20 protein-coding genes and 1 pseudogene are annotated in these 21,210 nt (G+C 73.6%); 10 read left to right on the plus strand and 11 right to left on the minus strand.

Going from position 1 to position 21,210, the window contains the following annotated elements; translation table 11 throughout:
• Positions 1–35: 35 nt before the first annotated feature.
• Positions 36–1,115 carry a hypothetical protein gene (locus tag DMH12_RS22055; protein WP_185832466.1) on the minus strand — a complete coding sequence of 360 codons (1,080 nt, stop codon included), beginning with the start codon at positions 1,113–1,115 and terminating at the stop codon, positions 36–38.
• A 227-nt stretch (positions 1,116–1,342) separates the two neighbouring features.
• Here DMH12_RS22055 and DMH12_RS22060 point away from each other — a divergent pair, with 227 nt between their 5' ends.
• Positions 1,343–1,714, plus strand: a complete 372-nt coding sequence (locus DMH12_RS22060; protein ID WP_125493227.1) for a winged helix-turn-helix domain-containing protein — start codon at positions 1,343–1,345, stop codon at positions 1,712–1,714.
• Positions 1,711–2,025 (plus strand): hypothetical protein, encoded by a 315-nt coding sequence (locus DMH12_RS22065; protein ID WP_163015692.1) that lies wholly within the window; start codon positions 1,711–1,713, stop codon positions 2,023–2,025. The genes DMH12_RS22060 and DMH12_RS22065 overlap by 4 nt, the downstream gene beginning before the upstream one ends.
• Positions 2,026–2,148: 123 nt before the next feature.
• Here DMH12_RS22065 and DMH12_RS22070 read toward each other — a convergent pair whose 3' ends face one another.
• Together DMH12_RS22070 and DMH12_RS22075 are read right to left on the minus strand one after the other, a co-directional pair.
• Entirely contained in the window at positions 2,149–2,574 is a 426-nt protein-coding gene (locus tag DMH12_RS22070) for a PPOX class F420-dependent oxidoreductase (protein ID WP_125493228.1), read from the minus strand.
• 75 nt (positions 2,575–2,649) lie between these two features.
• Positions 2,650–3,570 (minus strand): annotated as a pseudogene (locus tag DMH12_RS22075) (NAD(P)-dependent oxidoreductase); the annotation flags it as partial.
• Between the two features lie 205 nt (positions 3,571–3,775).
• On the opposite strand from DMH12_RS22075, the gene DMH12_RS22080 reads away from it, so the two are divergent.
• Positions 3,776–4,240 carry a type II toxin-antitoxin system PemK/MazF family toxin gene (locus tag DMH12_RS22080; RefSeq protein WP_125493230.1) on the plus strand — a complete coding sequence of 155 codons (465 nt, stop codon included), beginning with the start codon at positions 3,776–3,778 and terminating at the stop codon, positions 4,238–4,240.
• An 18-nt stretch (positions 4,241–4,258) separates the two neighbouring features.
• Here the strand turns inward: DMH12_RS22080 and DMH12_RS22085 are convergent, their stop codons facing one another.
• Positions 4,259–5,074 (minus strand): TIGR02452 family protein, encoded by an 816-nt coding sequence (locus DMH12_RS22085; RefSeq protein WP_185832467.1) that lies wholly within the window; start codon positions 5,072–5,074, stop codon positions 4,259–4,261.
• 287 nt (positions 5,075–5,361) lie between these two features.
• On the opposite strand from DMH12_RS22085, the gene egtA reads away from it, so the two are divergent.
• The 4 genes from egtA to egtD are packed head-to-tail and all read left to right on the plus strand — an operon-like array spanning position 5,362 to position 9,783.
• Entirely contained in the window at positions 5,362–6,663 is a 1,302-nt protein-coding gene (egtA, locus tag DMH12_RS22090) for an ergothioneine biosynthesis glutamate--cysteine ligase EgtA (RefSeq protein WP_125493232.1), read from the plus strand.
• On the plus strand, positions 6,660–8,024 hold the full coding sequence (gene egtB, locus DMH12_RS22095; protein ID WP_399188285.1) for an ergothioneine biosynthesis protein EgtB: 1,365 nt from the start codon (positions 6,660–6,662) through the stop codon (positions 8,022–8,024). Before egtA ends, egtB begins: the two co-directional genes overlap by 4 nt.
• Entirely contained in the window at positions 8,024–8,824 is an 801-nt protein-coding gene (gene egtC / locus DMH12_RS22100) for an ergothioneine biosynthesis protein EgtC (protein WP_125493233.1), read from the plus strand. Before egtB ends, egtC begins: the two co-directional genes overlap by 1 nt.
• Entirely contained in the window at positions 8,821–9,783 is a 963-nt protein-coding gene (egtD, locus tag DMH12_RS22105) for an L-histidine N(alpha)-methyltransferase (protein WP_125493234.1), read from the plus strand. The genes egtC and egtD overlap by 4 nt, the downstream gene beginning before the upstream one ends.
• Before the next feature lie 12 nt (positions 9,784–9,795).
• Here egtD and DMH12_RS22110 read toward each other — a convergent pair whose 3' ends face one another.
• Positions 9,796–11,064 carry an extracellular solute-binding protein gene (locus DMH12_RS22110; protein ID WP_125493235.1) on the minus strand — a complete coding sequence of 423 codons (1,269 nt, stop codon included), beginning with the start codon at positions 11,062–11,064 and terminating at the stop codon, positions 9,796–9,798.
• A 257-nt stretch (positions 11,065–11,321) separates the two neighbouring features.
• On the opposite strand from DMH12_RS22110, the gene DMH12_RS22115 reads away from it, so the two are divergent.
• Positions 11,322–11,537, plus strand: coding sequence for a dodecin (locus DMH12_RS22115; RefSeq protein WP_125493236.1), 216 nt, complete (start codon positions 11,322–11,324; stop codon positions 11,535–11,537).
• A 24-nt stretch (positions 11,538–11,561) separates the two neighbouring features.
• On the opposite strand, the gene DMH12_RS22120 is transcribed toward DMH12_RS22115, so the two are convergent.
• Positions 11,562–12,053 (minus strand): hypothetical protein, encoded by a 492-nt coding sequence (locus DMH12_RS22120; RefSeq protein WP_125493237.1) that lies wholly within the window; start codon positions 12,051–12,053, stop codon positions 11,562–11,564.
• Positions 12,054–12,112: 59 nt separating this feature from the next.
• On the opposite strand from DMH12_RS22120, the gene DMH12_RS22125 reads away from it, so the two are divergent.
• Both DMH12_RS22125 and DMH12_RS22130 read left to right on the plus strand, forming a co-directional pair.
• Positions 12,113–13,132, plus strand: a complete 1,020-nt coding sequence (locus tag DMH12_RS22125; protein WP_125493238.1) for an LLM class flavin-dependent oxidoreductase — start codon at positions 12,113–12,115, stop codon at positions 13,130–13,132.
• 72 nt (positions 13,133–13,204) lie between these two features.
• Positions 13,205–15,550: an excinuclease ABC subunit UvrA gene (locus tag DMH12_RS22130; protein WP_125493239.1), complete on the plus strand. Its 2,346-nt coding sequence runs from the start codon at positions 13,205–13,207 to the stop codon at positions 15,548–15,550.
• Positions 15,551–15,595: 45 nt separating this feature from the next.
• Here the strand turns inward: DMH12_RS22130 and DMH12_RS22135 are convergent, their stop codons facing one another.
• The 5 genes from DMH12_RS22135 to DMH12_RS22155 form a co-directional block, all read right to left on the minus strand.
• Positions 15,596–16,573 carry a DUF2382 domain-containing protein gene (locus tag DMH12_RS22135; protein ID WP_125493240.1) on the minus strand — a complete coding sequence of 326 codons (978 nt, stop codon included), beginning with the start codon at positions 16,571–16,573 and terminating at the stop codon, positions 15,596–15,598.
• A 72-nt stretch (positions 16,574–16,645) separates the two neighbouring features.
• Complete coding sequence (locus DMH12_RS22140) at positions 16,646–17,482, minus strand: 1-acyl-sn-glycerol-3-phosphate acyltransferase (protein WP_125493241.1); 837 nt, start codon at positions 17,480–17,482, stop codon at positions 16,646–16,648.
• Complete coding sequence (locus DMH12_RS22145; protein WP_125493242.1) at positions 17,479–18,252, minus strand: GNAT family N-acetyltransferase; 774 nt, start codon at positions 18,250–18,252, stop codon at positions 17,479–17,481. Before DMH12_RS22145 ends, DMH12_RS22140 begins: the two co-directional genes overlap by 4 nt.
• A gap of 265 nt (positions 18,253–18,517) precedes the next feature.
• On the minus strand, positions 18,518–19,264 hold the full coding sequence (locus DMH12_RS22150; RefSeq protein ID WP_122615354.1) for a succinate dehydrogenase/fumarate reductase iron-sulfur subunit: 747 nt from the start codon (positions 19,262–19,264) through the stop codon (positions 18,518–18,520).
• Positions 19,261–21,210 carry a fumarate reductase/succinate dehydrogenase flavoprotein subunit gene (locus tag DMH12_RS22155; protein ID WP_125493243.1) on the minus strand — a complete coding sequence of 650 codons (1,950 nt, stop codon included), beginning with the start codon at positions 21,208–21,210 and terminating at the stop codon, positions 19,261–19,263. The genes DMH12_RS22150 and DMH12_RS22155 overlap by 4 nt, the downstream gene beginning before the upstream one ends.

Below are 21,210 nucleotides of genomic sequence, written 5' to 3' on the forward strand. Positions count from 1 at the left end.
CGCAACATCCCGCCCGGAACCAGCACCCGGCTCCCCTACCCCGGCGGCACGGCCCGCCCCAGACCCGGGAACTCCCGCCGCGCCGCCGCGAACAACGCCGGGCAGTCCGAGCCGTAGGCCACCGCCGCCGCGAAGACCGCGCCGATCGCGGCGCGCAAGGGGTCCGGGTCGGCGGCGGCGCGCAGCGCGGGCAGGGCCATGGGCCGCCGTAGTGGGCTGCCCTGGCAGTCGGTGGACGGATCCACCGCCGCCGCGGCGATGCGCTCGTCGGTGAAGAAGCGGTCCCAGACCCGGCAGGGGTCGTCGAACGGGGGCGGCAGGGGCGCTCCCCGGTCCAGCGCGGCCAGCCCGGCCGCTATCCAGTCGACGTCGGCCAGCCCCGCCACGGCGAGGGCACGGTGCGCCGCCCACCGCGCGAGACTCCGCTGCGTCGCCGGACTCGCCGCGTCGACGGCGTCGAGGATGTCCCGGTCCAGCGGTACGAGCCCGCGCGCGTCGGCGCCGGCCTCGCGCACCCGGCGACTGGGCAGCCGGCCACCCCAGGAGCGGACCTCGGCACGCTCACGCTCGGTCGGCGCACCGCACCGAGGGGCGGGCAGCGCGCGGGCGTACCGGTGCCGGTCCCGGGCGCTGCGCGAGGTCTGCCGGACGACCAGGTCCGCGGCGGGCGGGGCCGGCCAGAACTGGAGCAGATACTGGCCGACGGGCCCGGCAGCCGCGGTGGCGCGGAGGTCGGCCGCCCCACCCCGGTCCAGACCGCGCCCGCAGTAGCGCACCCGGTGGTCGGCCGGCGGCAGGTCCACCTCGCAGAGCGCCGCGTGCCCGCAGGGCAGGACGGCCGTCGACGCGGACACCGGGCGGAAGGACGCCTCCACGACCTCCTCCCAGCCGTCGTCGAGGGGCGGCGGCGCCCGGTGCACCTCGACGGTCAGGCCGACCCTCCCGGTGCACGGCCCCGTGTCCAGCAGCAGACAGCCCGGGACGGCCGCGCCGCACAGACCGTTGGTCTGCCCGGCGCAGGCCTCCGACGGCCCCGGGCCGTACGGGTTCAGGCGGCTGTCCACGTGGAACCGTCCCTGGACGACCGGCAGTTCGCCTCGGTACACCGTCCGCACGACCCATCCCCCTCCCATCCGGCACATCCGGCTCCCTGAGGCCACCAGTATGCGGAGGGGGACTGACAACGGCCGGTTCAGCGGGCGACCCTCTCATGTGTCCCCCATCCGTCCCCTACTCGACCCCGACTTGTCCCCGACTTGTCCCCGAGATGTGTCAGGAATCTTTGACAGGTCTCCGCGCCCCCTGTCAGCCTTCCCTGACAGGTACGACGGAAGGGGCCGCGATGCCCGAGGTCCCACCTCCGGCACCGACCGGCGACGAGCTGCTCAAGGTGCTCTCCGCACTCGGCAACCCGCACCGCATGCGGATCGTCGCGGCGCTCCTGGAGAGCCGGAACTACGTCAGCGCGCTGGCCCGGCTGATCGGCATGGGCCGCCCGCTGCTGCACATGCACCTGCAACGGCTGGAAGCGGCGGGGCTGGTAGTCGGCACGCTGGAGGTCGGGGAGGACGGCAAGTCGATGAAGTACTACGACGTCACCCCGTTCCTCTACGAACTCACCCCGCGTGTCGTCGCGCAGGCGGCCGCGACGCTCACCGAGACCACCGACCCCGACCGCACCGCCGGCCGGACGGCGAAAGAGGAAACGAAGTGAACGAGGACGTGGTGACTCTCGCCGCAGGAGCCGAGGAACTGGGGGTCCTGGTCGGTGCCGTGGGCGCGGCCGGGTTCTTCGGTCTGATGATCGTGATCGTCTGGCAGGTCGCGGCCACCTGGCGGGCCCGGATGCTGGCGGCGCGCGAGGAGCAGTACAAGGAACTCGCCACGAGGTACGCGCGGCTCCTGGAGGACACCGTGGAGCTGCAGCGCCGCACGGCGGAGGAGCAGCGGCAGACCCTGGACGAGCTGACGCAGACCCGGCTCGCGGTCGGCTCGATGGAGAAGATGATGCGCGAGATCGAGTAGCCGCCGCAGACGTACGGCCGGGAGCGGCGCTCCCGGCCGTATTACGGCGGAACACCCCGGAGACCGGGCGGACGCGACGGGTGCGGGCGCGTGCACGCCCGCGCCCGTCGCCTGCCGCACGGGTCAGCCGGACGCCTGGTCGCTGTCCTTCAGCGAGCCCCAGCCGTGCCAGCGCTCCACCTCGATCCAGGCACTGACCCGGGGGCGCTCCCGGTTCGGGTACGGCTTGCCGGTGTACTGCGTGGAGAGCCGGTCGATGCCCGTGAGGTCCTCGTCGTTACGCATCTCGGTGACGCGGCCGATGAGGGTGACGTGCGTGTACCAGTCGTCGTCCGCGAGGACGGTGAGGGTGACGCGCGGATCGCGGCGCAGATGTTTCAGGCGGACGCGCCCGGCGTCGAGGTTGACCAGCACGCGGCCGTCGTCCTCCCACAGGTACCAGGTGGCCGTGGAGACGGGCGCGCCGTCCGAGCGGAGGGTCGCCATGACGGCCGGGTTGGGACGGCGCAGCAGTGCGACGGCCTCGGGCGGCAGCGGTGGCTTGGACATGCGGGCTCCTTCTCGTCCTCGTGTGCGCCGAGATCTGCTCGGCGTCGCGGTCTCGGTTCCCCGTACCCCGGGCGCTCAGGGAGACGACTTCTCCTCGAAACTGGCGAAGAACGCCGCCGCCATGTCCTCGTCGCCGTGCCCCTGCGCCGCGGCACGTGCCAGGCGGTCGGCGCCGGCTGCGGCGAGGTCCAGGCGGACGCCGTTTGCCTCACCGGCCTCGACGATGAGCCGGGCGTCCTTCTCGGCGGTGCCGACCGCGAACTGGGCGGGCGTCAGCGCGCCGTCGCGGATCAGGCCCGCCTTGGCACGCAGATAGCCCATGTCGAGGGGCCCGCCGGCGATGGCGTCGAGGAAGGCGTCCGGGTCCACGCCGAGGGCCTTGGCGAGCGAAAGGCTCTCGCCCGCCGCGTTGTTGACGGCGAGCACCCAGCTGTTGGCCACCAGCTTCAGCCGGGTCGCGCTGCCTGCCGCGCCGTCCTCCCCGGTCCACACGGTGCGGGAGCCGACGGCCTGGAACACCGGCTCCGCCCTGTCCCGGGCCGCGGCCGGACCCGCGGCCAGCACCAGCAGCTGACCGGCCTCCGCGGGCTGCCGGGTGCCCAGTACGGGCGCGTCGACGAAGAGGAGGCCGTGCTCGTGGGCGAAGGCGGCAAGGTCGGCGACCGCGTCGACGCCGGCGGTGGTGGACTGCGCCCACACCGTGCCGGGCCGCAGACCGGGTACGGCGCGCCCCATGACGTCGAGCGCGGCCGGGCCGTCGTACAGCATGGTGAGGACGACGTCCGCGCCCCGTACGGCCTCCCCTGGGTCGGCGGCGACGTACGCGCCGTCGGCGGCCAGCGGCTCGGCCTTGTCCCGGCTGCGGTTCCAGACGCGCACGGTGTGTCCGGCGCGGGCGAGGTTGCGGGCCATCGCGGCACCCATGATGCCGGTGCCCAGGACGGTCACGGTGAGCTGGTCGGTCATGACGTCGCTTTCTGACTCGTGCGGTCGCGGCCACGCCCCCGGGCGGCGGAAGCGGGGGCCCGGTGATCAGCCTGCCACCCGATCACGAACGGCGCCGACCCGAGGCGGGCGAGCCGGGGGACCACCCGTCGGCGGCCGACGAGCCGAAGCGGGCGGGCAGCGGCTGCACGTGCGGCCGCGGACCCGTCGCGGGGCGCCTCACCGGCCCGCGGCGGCGTCCCGTACGGTACGGCCCGTGAGCGCCTCTACCGACGACATCGACAGCGACGGTGACACCGTCCCCGGCCGTTTCGGTCCCTCCGCGACCACGGAGGCCGACCCCGGCAGGGTGGGCCGGGTCCGCACCGAGTACTCCCCCGCGCACGACGGCGATCCCGATCCCGGTGAGATCGTCTGGACGTGGGTGCCCTACGAGGAGAACGACGGCAGGGGCAAGGACCGGCCCGTCCTCGTCGTCGCCCGGGAGGCGGCCGGCACCGTGCTGGCGGTGCGGTTGTCCAGCAAGCGGCACGCCGGGGACCGGGACTGGGTGCCGATCGGGAGCGGGCCGTGGGACCGCTCCGGACGGGACTCGTGGGTCGACGTGGACCGGGTGCTGAGGCTGCACGACGCGGGCATGCGCCGCGAGGCGTGCGCCCTGGACCGGATGCGGTTCAATCTCGTACGGCAGCGGCTCCGGGAGCGCTACGGCTGGAGCTGAGGCGCTCCCGGCCGCCGGTCACCCGCCCTCGGGGAAGGCGCGCGCGAACGCCTCCCGGACCGTGGCGCCCGGCGTGCGGTCCAGGATGCCGAACGTCACCCGTTCGAACGCGGTGGCGAAGCGGGCGCCGGGCCCGAGCAGCGTCCGGAACGCGCCGGCCACCTGGGCCGGGTCGTTGCGGAACACCCCGCAGCCCCAGGCGCCGAGCACCAGCCGCCGGTACCCGTGGGCGACGGCCGTCTCCAGCACCCGCTCGGCGCGCGCGGACAGGGCGGCCGGCAGCTCGGCGGCGCGCTCCGGGGCCGTGCGCAGCACCACGCCCGCGTTCGGCGCGGCGGAGGTCAGGAATCCGGCCGTGTACGGCTCGTCGAGCAGGCGGCCGCGGTCGTCACGGAAGACGGGCACGGCCGGGGAGTGGATGACGCGGTCCGTGTAGAACGGGTCCCGGTGGGCGCGGTGGTGGTCGTAGAAGTCGCGCGCCCGCAGCAGGCAGGTGTACAGCGCGGAGCCCCGGCACAGGGCCTCCTCCTGCGCCTGTGCGCCGTTCAGGTAGCCGCCGCCGGGATTGCGGGCGGAGGCGAAGTTGAGCACGGCGACCTCGCCGCCGAGCCGCCGGGCGGCCTCCAGGCTGCTCTCGCCGGTGACTTCGAGGACGGTCCGCACCGGGGTGGGAGCGCCCGAGGCCACGGGCTCCGGCCCGTACATCCGCGTGCCCTCGCGGGCCCGTTCGACCGCCGCGCCGACCGGCACCTCGCGCCCGTCGGCCCTGCGGTAGCTCCCGGCCGCCACGATCTGCTCGGTCTCCTGGGCGAGAGCCCGCAGGCGCGCGCTCACGGCGCCACCCCCGTGGACGCCCTGACCACCCGCCGCGCGGTCTCCCCCGTCGTGCTCATGCGGGAATCCTGAGTGATGCTGGTGGTGCGTCGCAACGGAGTTTTGCTGTCGGCAGACGCCGGGGAAAGTCCCCGGAAACAACCGGGTCGCGGAGATTACCGATCCGGAACGTCCCGAAATGCATCCTTGTGCGGACCGGCACAAGGGTCTTGGGTGGGACGAGTGTGCCGACCCGGCCCACCTGATCATGGGTCGGCGGCATGGTGGAATCTCAGGAGGATCCCGACATGTCCGATTCGGTTGGTGGCTGTATCCGGCCACGTACCGCCGTCAGTGAGGCCGAGGTCGAGGCGCTGGTCCACGGCATCTGCTTCAAGACCGGTCCGCCCAGGCTCCTCGGCGTCGAGGTGGAATGGCTGGTCCACGAGCTGCGCGCGCCGCGGCTCCCCGTATCACCCGAACGGCTCCAGGCGGTCTACACCGCGCTGCGGGCCGTGCCCCTGAGGTCGGCGCTGACCGTCGAACCAGGTGGCCAGCTGGAGCTGAGTTCGCTCCCCGCGGCCTCCCTGATGGAGTGCGTCCGCACCGTCTCCGCCGACCTGGACGCCGTCCGCGCGGTCCTGCGCGAGGACGGCCTCGCCCTCGTCGGCCTCGGCCACGACCCCTGGCACGCGCCCCGCCGCTTCCTGCGGCAGCCGCGCTACGACGCGATGGAGACCTGTCTCGACCGTACCGGCCCCGCCGGGCGGTTCATGATGTGCACCTCCGCGTCCGTGCAGGTCTGCGTGGACGCCGGGCAGGAGGAACCCGGCCCGCTGGGGTACGTACGCCGCTGGTGGCTGGCCCACCAGCTGGGCGCGGTCCTGGTGGCCGCGTTCGCCAACTCCCCGCTGGCCGGTGACCGGCCCACCGGCTGGCGGTCCACCCGGCAGCTGCGGTGGGCCCAGATCGGCGCCGAGCGGGCCGGCGGCCCAGCGCTCGACTCCGACCCGCGCGGCGCCTGGACCCGGCACGTCCTGGACGCGCCGGTGATGTGCGTGCGCAACGACGGCGGGCCCTGGGACGTTCCGGAGGGCATGACCTTCCGGGAGTGGACCCGGAACCGGGCGCCGAGGCCGCCGACCCGGGAGGACCTCGACTACCACCTGACCACGCTGTTCCCGCCGGTCAGGCCGCGCGGCCACCTGGAGCTGCGCATGATCGACGCGCAGCCGGGGGACGACGGCTGGATCGTGCCGCTGGCCGTGACGGCGGCGCTGTTCGACGATCCGGAGGCCGCCGAGACCGCCTACCGGGCGGTCAAGCCGCTCGCCGAGCGCACCCTCGGCCTGCCCGGCCCGCACAACCCGCTGTACGAGGACGCCGCGCGTGACGCCCTCACCGATCCGGAGCTGCGGGAGGCGGCCGTCACCTGCTTCACGGCCGCGCTCGACGCGCTGCCCCGGCTAGGCGCCGCGACCGAGGTCACCGACGCCGTCGCCGGGTACCTGGAGCGTTACGTACGCAGGGGCCGCTGCCCCGCCGACGACCTGCTGGAACCGCCGGACGGCGCGAGCCGTGGCCCGCACGGGAGGGAGACCCGCTCATGACCGATCCCGCCATGGACACCGCCACCGACACCCCCACCGCCGCCGACCCCGGCGACGGCGACGCGCTGCGCGAGCGGGCCCTGTCCGCGCTGGTCCGCGCCCGCGCCCGCACCACCCTGCTGACCAGCTGCGTGGAGGGCCCCGACCTGACCGGCCAGGTGTCGCCGCTGATGTCCCCGCTGGTCTGGGACCTGGCGCACATCGGCAACCAGGAGGAGCAGTGGCTGCTGCGCGCCGTCGGCGGGCAGGAGGCGATACGGCCCGAGATCGACAGCCTGTACGACGCCTTCGAGCATCCGCGCGCCGAACGGCCCCGGCTGCCGCTGCTGTCGCCCGCCGAGGCCCGCGGGTACGCCGCCGACGTGCGCGGACGGGCGCTGGACGTGCTGGAGGGGTCCGCGTTCCACGGGACCCGGCTCACCGAGGCGGGCTTCGCCTTCGGGATGATCGCCCAGCACGAGCAGCAGCACGACGAGACGATGCTGATCACCCACCAGCTCCGCAGGGGCCCGCAGGCGCTGAACGCCCCGGACCCGGACCCGGACCCGGTGCCGCTGTTCACCGGCCCGTCGGAGGTCCTGGTGCCCGGGGGTCCGTTCACGATGGGCACCTCGACCGAGCCGTGGGCGCTGGACAACGAACGCCCCGCGCACCGGCGGGAGGTGGCGCCGTACTTCCTCGACACCACGCCGGTGACCAACGGCGCGTACCGGGCGTTCATCGACGACGGCGGCTACGACGATCCGCGCTGGTGGGCGCCGGAGGGCTGGGACCACATCCGCCGGCACTCCATCACCGCCCCGCTGTTCTGGCGCCGGGACGGCGGGCAGTGGCTGCGGCGCCGCTTCGGGGTCACCGAGGTGGTGCCGGCCGACGAGCCGGTGGTGCACGTGAGCTGGTACGAGGCCGACGCGTACGCCCGCTGGGCCGGCCGCCGGCTGCCCACCGAGGCCGAGTGGGAGAAGGCGGCCCGGCACGACCCGGCCGGCGACCGCACCGCCCGCTACCCGTGGGGCGACGCCGATCCGGGCCCGGAGCACGCCAATCTCGGCCAGCGCCATCTGCGCCCGGCGCCCGCGGGCAGCTACCCGGCCGGGGAGTCGCCGCTCGGCGTCCGGCAGCTGATCGGCGACGTGTGGGAGTGGACGTTGAGCGACTTCGCCCCGTACCCGGGTTTCCGGGCGTTCCCGTACAAGGAGTACTCGGAGGTGTTCTTCGGTCCCGAGTACAAGGTGCTGCGCGGTGGTTCGTTCGCCGTGGACGCGGTGGCCTGCCGGGGCACGTTCCGCAACTGGGACTATCCGATCCGGCGGCAGATCTTCTCCGGGTTCCGCACCGCGCGGTCGGCGGAGGTCGCCTGATGTGCCGGCACCTCGCCTACGTCGGCCCCGAGGAGCCGCTCGGGCGGCTCCTGGTGGCGCCGCCGCACGGCCTGTACCGCCAGTCGTGGGCGCCCCGGCACCAGCGGTACGGCACGGTCAACGCCGACGGGTTCGGCGTCGGCTGGTACGCCGCGGGCGACCCGGTGCCGGCCCGGTACCGGCGGGCCGGGCCGATCTGGGCGGACCAGTCCTTCGCCGACCTGGCCCGGGTGGTGCGCACCGGGACGCTGCTGGCCGCCGTACGGGACGCCACGCTGGCGGGCTCGGACGCGGAGGCCGCGGCGGCGCCCTTCGCGGCGGACACCTGGCTGTTCAGCCACAACGGTGCCGTGACCGGCTGGCCGGGCTCGCTGGCGGGGGCGGCCGGGACGCTGCCGGCCGGGGAGCTGCTGTCGCTGGAGGCCCGCAACGACTCGGCGCTCGTGTGGGCGCTGGTGCTGGCCCGGCTGCGGGCCGGGGACGACGAGGGCCGGGCGCTGGCCGAGACGGTGCTGGAGGTCGCCGCGGCGGCCCCCGGTTCACGGCTCAACCTGCTGCTCACCGACGGCGCCGCGATCACGGCGACCACCTGGGGCGACACCCTGTGGTACCTGACCCGCCCCGGCGGCGGCACGGTCGTCGCCTCGGAGCCGTACGACGACGACCCGCACTGGCAGGAGGTCCCCGACCGCACGCTGCTCGTGGCGGGCCGCACGGAGGTGCAGCTCTCCCCGCTGAAGGAACCGGGCGATCCCGCCCCCGCAGACGCTTTCGCCTCTCCCAAGGAGTCCCGCACGTGAGCCAGTTCCGACTGACCCGCACCCTGCCCGAGGACGCCACGGGCGCCGCCCTGCGCGCCGACGTCCTGGCGGGCCTGACGAGCACGCCCAAGTGGCTGCCGCCCAAGTGGTTCTACGACGCGCGGGGCAGCGAGCTGTTCGAGGAGATCACCGCGCTGCCCGAGTACTACCCGACCCGGGCGGAGCGGGAGATCCTCGTCGACCGGGCCGGCGAGATCGCCGCGGCGACCGGCGCCCGGACCCTGGTGGAGCTGGGTTCCGGCTCCTCGGAGAAGACCCGTTTCCTGCTCGACGCGCTGACCGGCCTGCGCGGCTACGTGCCGGTCGACGTCAGCGAGAGCGCCCTCACCCAGGCCGGGGAGGCGATCGTCGCCGAGCGGCCGGACCTCCGGGTGCACGCGCTGATCGCCGACTTCACCGGCGGGCTGACGCTGCCGGACACGCCGGGGCCCCGGCTGGTGGCGTTCCTCGGCGGCACGATCGGCAACCTGCTGCCGGAGGAACGTGCCGCGTTCCTGTCCGCCGTACGAGCCCTGTTCTCCCCCGGGGACGCCCTGCTGCTGGGCACCGACCTGGTCAAGGACGAGGGGGTGCTGGTCCGGGCGTACGACGACGCGGCCGGGGTGACCGCCGAGTTCAACAAGAACGTGCTGTCCGTGATCAACCGGGAGCTGGAGGCCGACTTCGAGCCCACCGCCTTCGAGCACGTGGCGCGGTGGAACGCCGAGCGGGAGTGGATCGAGATGCGGCTGCGTTCGCGCGCCGCGCAGACGGTCAAGGTCCAGGCGCTCGACCTGGCCGTGGACTTCGCGGACGGGGAGGAACTGCGCACCGAGGTGTCCGCGAAGTTCCGGCGGGAGGGCGTGCGGGCCGAACTCGCCGCGGCCGGGCTGGATCTGACCCACTGGTGGACCGACGGCGAGGACCGGTTCGCGCTGTCGCTGAGCGTGGTGCGCTGAACCCGCTCAGGTTCAGCGGGCGTTGACGTCCAGCAGTTCCGTGACGCGGTCGGAGGCCCGGCGGGCCTCCGACTTCGCGTCGGATCCCGAGAGCACCTTCGTCATGTAGTCCTTGATCGGGTTGTCCGCCTCCACGGCGCCCCAGCGGGGCGTCCCGGGGGTGGCCCGGCCCTGGGCCGCGCCGGCCGCCATGGCCTCCGCGCCCTCCTCACCGGCGACGGCCTTGGCGAGGGACGTCTTGTTGGGGACGTAGTTCATGGTGCGGGCGAGGTCGGTGTTCCACTTGGCGCCGGCCAGCGCGTCGACCACGGCGAGGGCGCCCTCGTGTTCGTCGGCGTTCTTCGGGACGACCAGGTCGGAGCCGCCGGTGAAGACGGCGCCGGGCTCGTCGGCCGTCTTGCCGGGCACCGGGAAGAAGCCCAGCTCGCCCTTGAGTCCGGGGTTCGCGCGGACGATGGACTGGGCGAGGCCGGGCACCGCGACGATCTGCGCGACCTGCCCCTTGGCGAACACGTCGCCCTGCGGGGGGTGTTCCTCGTCGGCGTCGACCGGCCCGTCGCCGAGGGCCTGCAGTTCCCGGTAGAAGTCCATGCCGCGCAGGGCGGCCGCGGAGTCCAGGGCGCCCGTCCAGGTGCCGCCGTCACCGGCCTGGGTGGCCAGCTCGCCGCCCTCGTCCCAGATGAAGCCGGAGAGTGTGTACCAGTCCTGTCCGGCGAGGTAGATGCCCTGCCGGCCGTCGGCGTCGAGCTTCTCGGTGGCGGTGATCCACTCCTCGCGGCTGCGGGGCGGCTCGGCGACGCCGGCCTGCTCGAAGAGGTCCTTGCGGTAGATGACGACGCGGTTGGCGGCGTACCAGGGGACGCCGAACTGCTGGGACATGTACTGCCCGGGCTCGGCGAGGCCCGGCAGCCAGTCGCGGATGCCCCAGTCGCGCATCGACTCCAGGGTCAGGTCCTGGAGCCGGCCGCCCTCCGCGTACTGCGGCACCTGGGTGTTGCCGACCTCGATGACGTCCGGCCCGTCGGTGCCGTCGCCCTTCAGCGCGGTCTGCACCTTGTCGCCGATGCCGGTCCACTCCTGGATGCGGATGTCGAGGTCGAGTTCGGGGTTGCTCTTCTCGAAGTCCTCGGTGAAGCGCCGCAGGAAGTCCTGCGAGGCGCTGTCCTTCATCAGCCACACGGTGACGGTGCGCCGCTCGCTCCCGCCGTCCTGCGAGATCAGTCCGCAGCCGCTGAGCAGGGAGGCGGACACACAGACAAGGGCGAGGGGGCGACGTCTCACGAGGGGTCCTTCTGTCTGACGGACAGGGGGCGGAGGCGGACAGGGGTGTCCTGCGCACGCGAAGGGAGACCCGACATGGGGGGCGAGCCCGAGGCTCGAACGGGTGTCTGGAATTTTGGTATGTACCAATAGGAGGGGTCAAGGGGGTGACGCAGAGTCACCCGCCCGGGAGAGCGATGCCTCGCGCTCCGCCGCGACTTGCGGCACGGTGGAGTGACGCATGACACACCGCCGCCCGCGCGGAAGGGAGCACCCGCATGTCGAACCACACCTACCGGGTCACCGAGATCGTCGGCACCTCGCCGGACGGCGTCGACCAGGCCGTCCGCAACGGCGTCAGGCGCGCCCAGCAAACGCTGCGCAACCTGGACTGGTTCGAGGTGACCCAGGTGCGCGGCCAGATCGAGGACGGCGAGGTCGCGCACTGGCAGGTCGGCCTCAAGGTCGGTTTCCGCCTGGAGGAGTCGGACTGAGCCCTCGGCGCCTCACCGGACGGGTCAGGTGCGCCCCTCGCGCTCCTGCGCCACCCGCAGCTCGGGCGAACGCTCCGCCCAGCGCGCCCGGACGACGGCGAAACCGGCCCGCGCGGCGTCGTCGCAGACCAGCTCGTCGTCGTCGACGAGGACCCGGACCTCGCGGGTGCGGGCGAGCCGCCGCAGGATCTCCAGCTTGGTGCGCCGGGCGGGCCGCCGGTCGGCGTTGCCCCGCATGTGCACGGGCCCCTCGGGCAGGCCGTGCGCGGCCAGCCAGTCGAGCGTGTCGCGGCGGCAGCGCTCGGGCCGCCCGGTCAGATAGACGATCTCGCACTCCTCGGCGCGCTCCCGCACCAGCGCGACGCCCTCCGCGAGCGGCGGATCGTGCGGGGCGGCGGCGAAGAACGCGTCCCAGTCGCGCGGCCGGCGCTCCAGGAAGCGCTGCCGGTGCGCGGTGTCGGCGAGGGTGTTGTCCAGGTCGAACACGGCCACCGGGGGCCTGCTGCTGTCGGTCACCCGACCACACTAGAACGCGGCACCGGGAATCTGTGCGGGCCCCGGACGTTGAACCGGATGTGACCTCGACGATCGCCACCACGCGCTTCTCCGTCCTCGACCGCTCCCGCATCCGGGCCGGCCGGACCGCGGCGGAGGCGCTGCGGGACACGGTGGAGCTGGCGCGGGAGGCGGAGCGGCTCGGCTACCACCGGTTCTGGGTGTCGGAGCACCACGGCGTGCCCGGGGTGGCGGGTTCGGCGCCGACCGTGCTCGCGGCCGCGGTGGCCGGCGCCACCAGCCGCGTACGCGTCGGCACCGGGGGCGTGATGCTGCCCAACCACCGGCCGCTGGTGGTGGCCGAGCAGTTCGGCGTGCTGGAGTCGCTCTTCCCAGGCCGGATCGACATGGGTCTCGGCCGCTCGGTGGGCTTCACCGACGGGGTCCGCCGGGCGCTGGGCCGCGACAAGGACGACGCCGACGACTTCGAGGGACAACTGGCCGAGCTGCTGGGCTGGTTCCGCGGCACCTCCCCGACCGGCGCGCACGCCCGCCCCGCCGAGGGGCTGACCGTTCCGCCCTTCGTCCTGGCGATGGGCGAGGGCGCGGCCGTGGCGGCCCGCGCGGGTCTGCCCATGGTCATCGGCGACCTGCGCGACCGCGACCGCATGCGCCGGGGCATCGACCGCTACCGCGCCGGGTTCCGTCCCTCCGAGTGGAGCCCGGAGCCGTACGTCGTCGTGTCCGGCACCGTCGCCGTGGCCGGCAGCTCCGAGGCGGCCCGGCGGCTGCTGGTCCCGGAGGCCTGGTCCATGGCCCACGCACGCACCCGGGGCACCTTCCCGCCGCTGCCCCCGGCCGAGGAGGTCGAGGCGCGGACGATGACCGCCAAGGAACGCGACCTGTACGAGTCCGGGCTCGCCGGGCACGTCGCCGGCACCGAGGAGCAGGTCGCCGACGCGCTGGAGACGCTGGTGAAGGAGACCGGCGCCCAGGAGGTGCTGGTGACCACCAGCACGTACGACCGCGCGGCGCTGCTGGACTCCTACCGGCGGCTCGCCCGCGTCGTCGGCGCGGGGACGTCCGCCGCCCCGGCGTAGAATCGCGGGGTTTGTCCCCCGCTCTCCCCGCTCGCTCCCCCCGAGACCGAAGACCGTACGGAGTTCCCCGCGATGCACAGCCCCCACGACCCGTACGTCCGGGTTCGCGACGCCCGCGAGCACAACCTCAAGGGCGTGGACGTGGACGTCCCCCGGGACGTGGTCGCGGTCTTCACCGGTGTCTCCGGCTCCGGGAAGTCGTCGCTGGCCTTCGGGACGGTCTACGCGGAGGCGCAGCGGCGCTACTTCGAGTCGGTCGCGCCGTACGCCCGCCGGCTGATCCACCAGGTCGGCGCGCCGAAGGTGGGCGAGATCACCGGGCTGCCGCCCGCCGTGTCGCTCCAGCAGCGCCGCGCGGCTCCGACGTCCCGGTCCTCGGTGGGCACCGTCACGAACCTCTCCAACTCCCTGCGGATGCTCTTCTCGCGCGCCGGCGACTACCCGCCGGGCGCCGAGCGGATGGACTCCGACGCCTTCTCGCCGAACACGGCGGCCGGGGCCTGCCCCGAGTGCCACGGGCTCGGCCGGGTGCACCGCACGACCGAGGAACTGCTGGTCCCGGACCCGGCGCTGTCGATCCGGGACGGCGCGATCGCCGCGTGGCCGGGCGCCTGGCAGGGCAAGAACCTGCGGGACGTCCTCGACGCCCTCGGGTACGACGTGGACCGGCCCTGGCGCGAGCTGCCCGCCGCCGAGCGCGAGTGGATCCTGTTCACGGACGAGCAGCCCGTCGTCACGGTGCACCCGGTGCGCGACGCGGGCCGCATCCAGCGGCCGTACCAGGGCACGTACATGAGCGCCCGGCGGTACGTGATGAAGACCTTCTCGGACTCCAGGAGCGCCTCGCTGCGGGCGAAGGCCGAGCGCTTCCTCACCAGTGCGCCCTGTCCGGTCTGCGGCGGCGGGCGGCTGCGGGCCGAGTCGCTGGCGGTGACCGTCGGCGGCCGGACCATCGCCGAACTGGCCGCGCTGCCGCTCGCGGAGCTGGCCGGGGTGCTGCCGACCGAGGGCGAGACGGCGAAGGTCCTCACCGGAGACCTGGTCTCCCGCATCACGCCCGTCGTCGAGCTGGGCCTCGGCTATCTGAGCCTGGACCGCCCGGCGCCCACCCTGTCGGCGGGCGAGCTGCAGCGGCTGCGGCTGGCGACGCAGCTGCGCTCCGGGCTGTTCGGGGTGGTGTACGTCCTCGACGAGCCGTCGGCGGGGCTGCACCCGGCGGACACCGAGGCGCTGCTGACGGTGCTGGAGCGGCTGAAGGCGGCCGGCAACTCGGTGTTCGTGGTGGAACACCACCTCGGCGTGATGCGCGGCGCCGACTGGATCGTGGACGTGGGCCCGCTGGCGGGCGAGCACGGCGGGCGGGTGCTGTACAGCGGCCCGGTCACCGGACTGGCGGAGGTCACCGGGTCCGCGACCGCCCGTCATCTCTTCGACCGCTCCCCCGCCCCCGTACGCCGGGCGCGAGCCTCCCTTGGCTCCGTGACGGTCGGTCCGGTCACCCGGCACAACCTGCGCGGGGTGACCGCGGACTTCCCCCTCGGTGTGCTCACCGCGGTGACCGGCGTGTCCGGCTCGGGCAAGTCGACGCTCGTCGGCGAGATCACCGAGGACCTGCCGGGGGTGGGGCGGCTGGTCTCGGTCGACCAGCGGCCGATCGGACGCACCCCGCGCTCCAATCTGGCCACGTACACGGGCCTGTTCGACGTGGTGCGCAAGGTGTTCGCCGCCACCGGCCAGGCCCGGGAGCGCGGCTACGGTGTGGGCCGCTTCTCCTTCAACGTGCCCGGCGGGCGCTGCGAGACCTGCCAGGGCGAGGGGTTCGTCAGCGTCGAACTGCTGTTCCTGCCGAGCACGTACGCGCCGTGCCCCGACTGCGGCGGGGCGCGCTACAACCCCGGGACGCTCGAAGTGGCGTACCGGGGACGGAACATCGCCGAGGTCCTCGACCTCACGGTGGAGGACGCGGCGGAGTTCTTCGCGGACACCGCGCCGGTGGCGCGGAGCCTGGCCGCGCTGCTCGACGTCGGGCTCGGCTATCTGCGGCTCGGTCAGCCCGCCACCGAGCTGTCCGGCGGGGAGGCGCAGCGCATCAAGCTGGCGAGCGAACTCCAACGGGGCCGCCGCAGCCACACCCTGTACCTGCTCGACGAGCCGACGACCGGCCTGCATCCAGCGGATGTGGAGGTGCTGATGCGCCAGTTGCACGGTCTCGTGGACGCCGGACACACCGTGGTCGTCGTGGAGCACGACATGACCGTGGTGGCGGGCGCCGACCACGTGATCGACCTCGGGCCGGGCGGCGGTGACGCGGGCGGGCGGATCGTCGCCGCGGGTACGCCCGTCGAGGTGGCGCGTGCCGTGGGCAGTGCCACCGCGCCCTATCTGGACCGGGCCCTGGACGGCGGAACGCGCCGGTGAAGCCGGTTCACCGGCGCTCGTTCTCGCGGTGAGGGCGGGGCACGGTCACTCGCGGCCCCGCGGGATGTCGTCCTCGTCGAAGGACTCGGTCTCGGCCTCGATCCGCTCCTTGCGGACCTGGCCGCGCACCGTCTCGTTCTCGGTGTGCTCCTCCATGGTCATGCGCACGCGCTCCACCGGAACCGCCTCGGTCTCCACGACGGGGCGTTCCGCGTGCAGCGTGACCTCGTGCTCGGCCTCGCTGATCTCCGGCCCGGACAGCGCGTCGCCGCGGTTGGCGTCCGTGATCGGCTCGCGCACCACACGCACTTCCTCGTGCTTCAGGGGCACGGTCTGCTGCACCTCTTCGGTGACCACGTACTTGCGCAGCCTGGCGCGGCCCGTCTCACGTCGTTCGACGCCGACGTGCATCTGCTCCTCGGAGCGGGTCATGGCCTCGTCCTCGCGCAGGCCCGTACGGTCGGGGGCGTCCCGGCGTCCGGCCATTCCGGCCGCACTGCCGGTACCCATGTCCGTACCGGTGCCGATGCTGGTGTCGGGGTCCATGCCCGTGTCACGGCCCATGTCCGTGTCGCCGGTCCCACGGGTCGTGCCCGCCAGACCCGCGGCACCCGCCGCGCCGGCGGCTCCCGCCGTGCCCGCCGGTCCGGGACCGGCGGCCCAGCGGCCGTCGTCGGTCCGCTCGGCCTCGGACAGCACGCTGTCCCAGTTGATGCCGTAGTAGTCGTAGAGCCGGTGCTCCTCGGTCTCCGACAGATGGCCGCCCGCGTCGACGTCGACACTGGGCGCGCCCTTGACCTGGTCCTTGCCGTAGGGAACCTCTAGGTGGTCCTGCACCAGCGCGGCGTCGCGAATGGGCACGAAGGACTCGCTGGAGCCGAACATGCCCGTCTTGACGCTCACCCACTCGGGGCGCCCGGTCATGTCGTCGAAGAAGACATGCTTGGCGTCGCCGATCTTGTTGCCGTCCCCGTCGTAGACCGGTTGGTCCAGGACGTTGGCGATCTCTTCACGGGTGATCATCTGCCATCACCCTCCTTTCGAGTGCCTGCCTTCCGGTTGTCCGCATCCAGCGCTACGGAAACGGCACATACCTCATAAAACACACATACTTTTCGAAGGTGCTTTCCCCAGGTGACCGTGCGGGTCGGCGGGCGGAGCCATCCGCTGGGCCGCCTCCGCCAGGGAGCGGCGGTCGTGGTGGCGGCCCGGCGGTACGACGGGGCACACCTCCACCTCGGCGGTCAGCCCGCGGGCCGACGCCACCCGCCACATCGAGGCGAACAGGGTGTCCGCGCCGACGAACGCCGGTGCCGTGCTCACCCCCCGCTCCCCGGCCCGGTACCGGAGACGCACCGGCTGGACCGGCACCCCGGCGTCCAGCGCGGCCTGGAACACGGCCCGGCGGTAGGCACCCCCGGCGCGCCCGCACCAGGTGCTGCCCTCGGGGAAGGCGGCGACGGCGGTGCCCGCGCGCAGGGCCAGCGCCAGCGCGGCGACCGTGTCCGGCAGCGCCCGCAGCCGGTCGCGTTCGATGAACAGCACTCCGCCGCGCGCGGCCAGCGCGCCCGCCACCGGCCAGCCCCGGATCTCGCTCTTGGCCAGCATCCTGGCGGGGCGTACGGCGGCCAGCAGCGGGATGTCGAGCCACGAGACGTGGTTGGCGACCAGGAGCAGCCCGCCCGCGGGCGCGGCGGCACCGGTGACGCGGACCCGCACACCCGCGGCCCGCACCACCCACCGGGACCAGCACGCCACCACGGGGGACGGCACCCACCGCCGGACCGGCGTCAGCACGACCGCGACCGCGGCGAGGACCAGCGCGGCGACCGCGGCGAGCCGCAGCACGGCGCGCGGTGCGGCCACCGCGGCCCGGGACGGGTCCACGCAGGTCGCCGGGGTGCAGGGGGCGACCGGCAGCCAGGCGCTCACCGGGCCGGGACGAGCGAGAGGAAGTGCCGCAGGTAGCGCGGGTCGACCCGGCTCATCGGCAGCAGCACGTACAGGTCGGCGACGCCGAAGTCCACGTCGTGCGCGGGTTCCCCGCAGACCCAGGCGCCGAGGCGGAGGTAGCCGCGCAGCAGGGCGGGCAGTTCGGTGCGGGCGGCGGGCGCGGCCGGGCGCGGGATCCACGGCAGCAGCGGCCGGACCCGGTACTCCTCGGGCGCCAGGTTCTTGGCCCGCACCCGGTCCCAGGTGGCGGCGGCGAGCGATCCGCCGTCGGCGAGCGGGAGCGAGCAGCAGCCCGCCAGCCACTCGTGGCCCCGGTCGGTCATGTAGCGGGCTATGCCGGCCCAGATGAGCCCGATGACGGCGCCGTCGCGGTGGGCCGGGTGCACGCAGGAGCGGCCGACCTCGACCAGGCCGGGCCGGATCGCGTCGAGCGCCGCGAGGTCGAACTCGCCCTCCGCGTACAGCCGTCCGGCGACCGCCGCGCGCTCCGGGGGCAGCAGCCGGTAGGTGCCGACGACCTGCCCGGTCGTCTCCTCGCGCACGAGCAGGTGGTCGCAGTACGCGTCGAAGGGGTCGACGTCGTACCCGGGCTGCGCGCTCGCCAGCAGCGCGCCCATCTCCCCGGCGAAGACGTCGTGCCGCAGCCGCTGCGCGGCCCGTACGTCCTCCTCGTCGCGGGCGAGGGCGACGGTGTAGCGGTGGGGTGCGGCGGGCCTGGAAGGACGGTCTGCGGTCAGTACGCCGGTCATGGGTGCTCCCCTGGTCGCGGTGCGGGTCCGCCACAGTTCTTCCGACGCCGGCTGTACTGCGCGTGACCAGTGCCGGGAGAGCGGATGTGCGCTTGCTGAATGCCGGGCGCACCAGCGAAACGGGGCCGGGGGGAGCACCTCCCCCGGCCCCGCCCGTCCGCACGTGACGGCGAACGCTCACTGCACGCGCCCCGAAGGGGCGCGGGGAACTGCGCGAGCAACCACGACGTACCCGCAGCCGCCCGACGACAGCACCCCCACGGCGCTACCGCTGCACCTTCCGCGCAGCCCGCAGCCACTCCTTGTTCATGCTGGTGATGGACATGAGCGGAATCCCCTTGGGGCAGGCGGTCGCGCACTCACCCGTCAGCGTGCACCCGCCGAACCCCTCCTCGTCCATCTGCCCCACCATGTCCAGCACCCGCGTCTCCCGCTCGGGCGCGCCCTGCGGAAGGACGTTGAGATGGTTCACCTTCGCGGAGGTGAACAGCATCGCCGCTCCGTTCGGGCACGCCGCGACACACGCCCCGCACCCGATGCACTCGGCGTGCTCGAAGGCGAAGTCGGCGTCCGGCTTGGGCACCGGCGCGGCGTGGGCCTCCGGGGCGGCGCCGGTCGGCGCGGTGATGTAGCCCCCGGCCTGGATGATCCGGTCGAAGGCGGACCGGTCGACGACCAGGTCCTTCACGACCGGAAAGGCCGACGCCCGCCACGGCTCGATGTCGATCGTGTCGCCGTCCTGGAAGGACCGCATGTGCAGCTGGCAGGTGGTGGTGCGCTCGGGTCCGTGCGCGTCACCGTTGATGACCAGCGAGCAGGCGCCGCAGATGCCCTCGCGGCAGTCGTGGTCGAAGGCGACGGGGTCCTCGCCCTTGAGGATGAGTTCCTCGTTGAGGGTGTCGAGCATCTCCAGGAAGGACATGTCGCGGGAGATCCCGTCCACCTCGTACGTGGACATGGCGCCGTCGGCGTCGGCGTTCTTCTGCCGCCAGACGCGCAGGGTGAGCTTCATGCGTAGCTCCGCTGGGTGGGGTGGACGTACTCGAAGACCAGGTCTTCCTTGTGCAGGGTGGGCGCGTCGCCGGTGCCGGTGAACTCCCAGGCGGCGGCGTAGCCGAACTCGTCGTCCCTGCGGGCCGCCTCGCCGTCGGGGGTCTGGGACTCCTCGCGGAAGTGGCCGCCGCAGGACTCGGCGCGGTGCAGCGCGTCGAGGCACATCAGCTCGGCGAGCTCCAGGTAGTCGACGACGCGGTTGGCCTTCTCCAGGGACTGGTTGAACTCCTCGCCGGTGCCCGGGACCTTGATGCGCCGCCAGAACTCCTCGCGGATCTGCGGGATGCGCTCCAGCGCCTTGCGCAGGCCGGAGTCGGTGCGGGCCATGCCGCAGAACTCCCACATCAGCTCGCCCAGTTCGCGGTGGAAGGAGTCCGGGGTGCGGTCGCCGTCCACGGAGAGCAGCAGGTTGAGCCGGTCCTCGGTCTCGGCGACCACCTCCTGCACCGCGGGGTGGTCGTCGTTCACCTCGTCCTTGTGCGGGTTGCGGGCGAGGTAGTCGTTGATGGTGGCCGGGAGGACGAAGTAGCCGTCCGCCAGGCCCTGCATGAGCGCGGAGGCGCCGAGCCGGTTGGCCCCGTGGTCGGAGAAGTTCGCCTCGCCGATCGCGAACAGGCCGGGGACGGTGGTCTGGAGGTCGTAGTCGACCCACAGACCGCCCATCGTGTAGTGCACCGCGGGGTAGATCCGCATCGGCACCCGGTACGGGTCCTCGTCGGTGATCCGCTGGTACATGTCGAAGAGGTTCCCGTACTTGGCCTCGACCGCCTTGCGGCCCATGCGCTCGATCGCGTCGGCGAAGTCCAGGTACACCCCCTGGCCGCCGGGGCCGACGCCCCTGCCCTCGTCGCAGACGTTCTTCGCGGCGCGGGAGGCGATGTCGCGGGGGACGAGGTTGCCGAAGGACGGGTAGATGCGCTCCAGGTAGTAGTCGCGCTCGTCCTCGGGGATCCTGTTCGGCTGCCGGTCGTCGCCCTTGGCCTTCGGCACCCAGATCCGGCCGTCGTTGCGCAGCGACTCGCTCATCAGCGTGAGCTTGGACTGGTGGTCGCCGGTGCGCGGGATGCACGTGGGGTGGATCTGCGTGAAGCAGGGGTTGGCGAACCAGGCGCCGCGCCGGTGCGCCCGCCAGACGGCGGTCGCGTTGGAGTTCATGGCGTTGGTCGACAGGTAGAAGACGTTGCCGTAGCCGCCGCTGGCCAGCACGACGGCGTCCGCGAAGTAGGTGTCGATCTTCCCGGTGATCAGGTCCCGGGCGACGATGCCGCGCGCCCGCCCGTCCACGACGACCAGGTCGAGCATCTCGGTGCGCGGGTGCATCTCGATGTTGCCGGCCGCGATCTGCCTGCTGAGCGCCTGGTAGGCGCCCAGGAGCAGCTGCTGGCCCGTCTGGCCCCGCGCGTAGAAGGTGCGGGAAACCTGGACGCCGCCGAAGGAGCGGGTGTCGAGGAGGCCGCCGTACTCGCGGGCGAAGGGCACGCCCTGGGCGACGCACTGGTCGATGATCTCGACCGAGATCTGCGCCAGCCGGTGCACGTTGGACTCGCGGGAGCGGAAGTCGCCGCCCTTGACCGTGTCGTAGAACAGGCGGTGGATCGAGTCGCCGTCGTTGCGGTAGTTCTTCGCGGCGTTGATGCCGCCCTGCGCGGCGATGGAGTGTGCCCGGCGGGGGGAGTCCTGGTAGCAGAACTGGACGACGTGGTAGCCCTGTTCGGCGAGGGTGGCGCCGGCGGAGCCGCCCGCGAGGCCGGTGCCGACGACGATGACGGTCTGCTTGCGCCGGTTGGCGGGGTTGACCAGCTTCGCCTCGAAGCGGCGCGTGTCCCAGCGCTCGTTGACCGGGCCCTCGGGGGCCTTGGTGTCGGCGACCGGCTCACCGGTCGTGTAGTCGGCGTAGGTTGTCAT

The sequence above is a fragment of the Streptomyces sp. WAC 04229 genome (assembly GCF_003947455.1).
In the GTDB taxonomy this organism is placed as follows: Bacteria; Actinomycetota; Actinomycetes; order Streptomycetales; family Streptomycetaceae; genus Streptomyces.

Bases quoted from the DNA above. Each gene is read 5' to 3' on its own strand.
- DMH12_RS22060 (WP_125493227.1), top strand. From the start codon at position 1,343: ATGCCCGAGGTCCCACCTCCGGCACCGACCGGCGACGAGCTGCTCAAG.
- DMH12_RS22070 (WP_125493228.1), bottom strand. From the start codon at position 2,574: ATGTCCAAGCCACCGCTGCCGCCCGAGGCCGTCGCACTGCTGCGCCGT.
- egtA (WP_125493232.1), top strand. From the start codon at position 5,362: ATGTCCGATTCGGTTGGTGGCTGTATCCGGCCACGTACCGCCGTCAGT.
- egtB (WP_399188285.1), top strand. From the start codon at position 6,660: ATGACCGATCCCGCCATGGACACCGCCACCGACACCCCCACCGCCGCC.
- egtC (WP_125493233.1), top strand. From the start codon at position 8,024: ATGTGCCGGCACCTCGCCTACGTCGGCCCCGAGGAGCCGCTCGGGCGG.
- DMH12_RS22115 (WP_125493236.1), top strand. From the start codon at position 11,322: ATGTCGAACCACACCTACCGGGTCACCGAGATCGTCGGCACCTCGCCG.
- DMH12_RS22130 (WP_125493239.1), top strand. From the start codon at position 13,205: ATGCACAGCCCCCACGACCCGTACGTCCGGGTTCGCGACGCCCGCGAG.
- DMH12_RS22135 (WP_125493240.1), bottom strand. From the start codon at position 16,573: ATGATCACCCGTGAAGAGATCGCCAACGTCCTGGACCAACCGGTCTAC.
- DMH12_RS22145 (WP_125493242.1), bottom strand. From the start codon at position 18,252: ATGACCGGCGTACTGACCGCAGACCGTCCTTCCAGGCCCGCCGCACCC.
- DMH12_RS22150 (WP_122615354.1), bottom strand. From the start codon at position 19,264: ATGAAGCTCACCCTGCGCGTCTGGCGGCAGAAGAACGCCGACGCCGAC.
- DMH12_RS22155 (WP_125493243.1), bottom strand. From the start codon at position 21,210: ATGACAACCTACGCCGACTACACGACCGGTGAGCCGGTCGCCGACACC.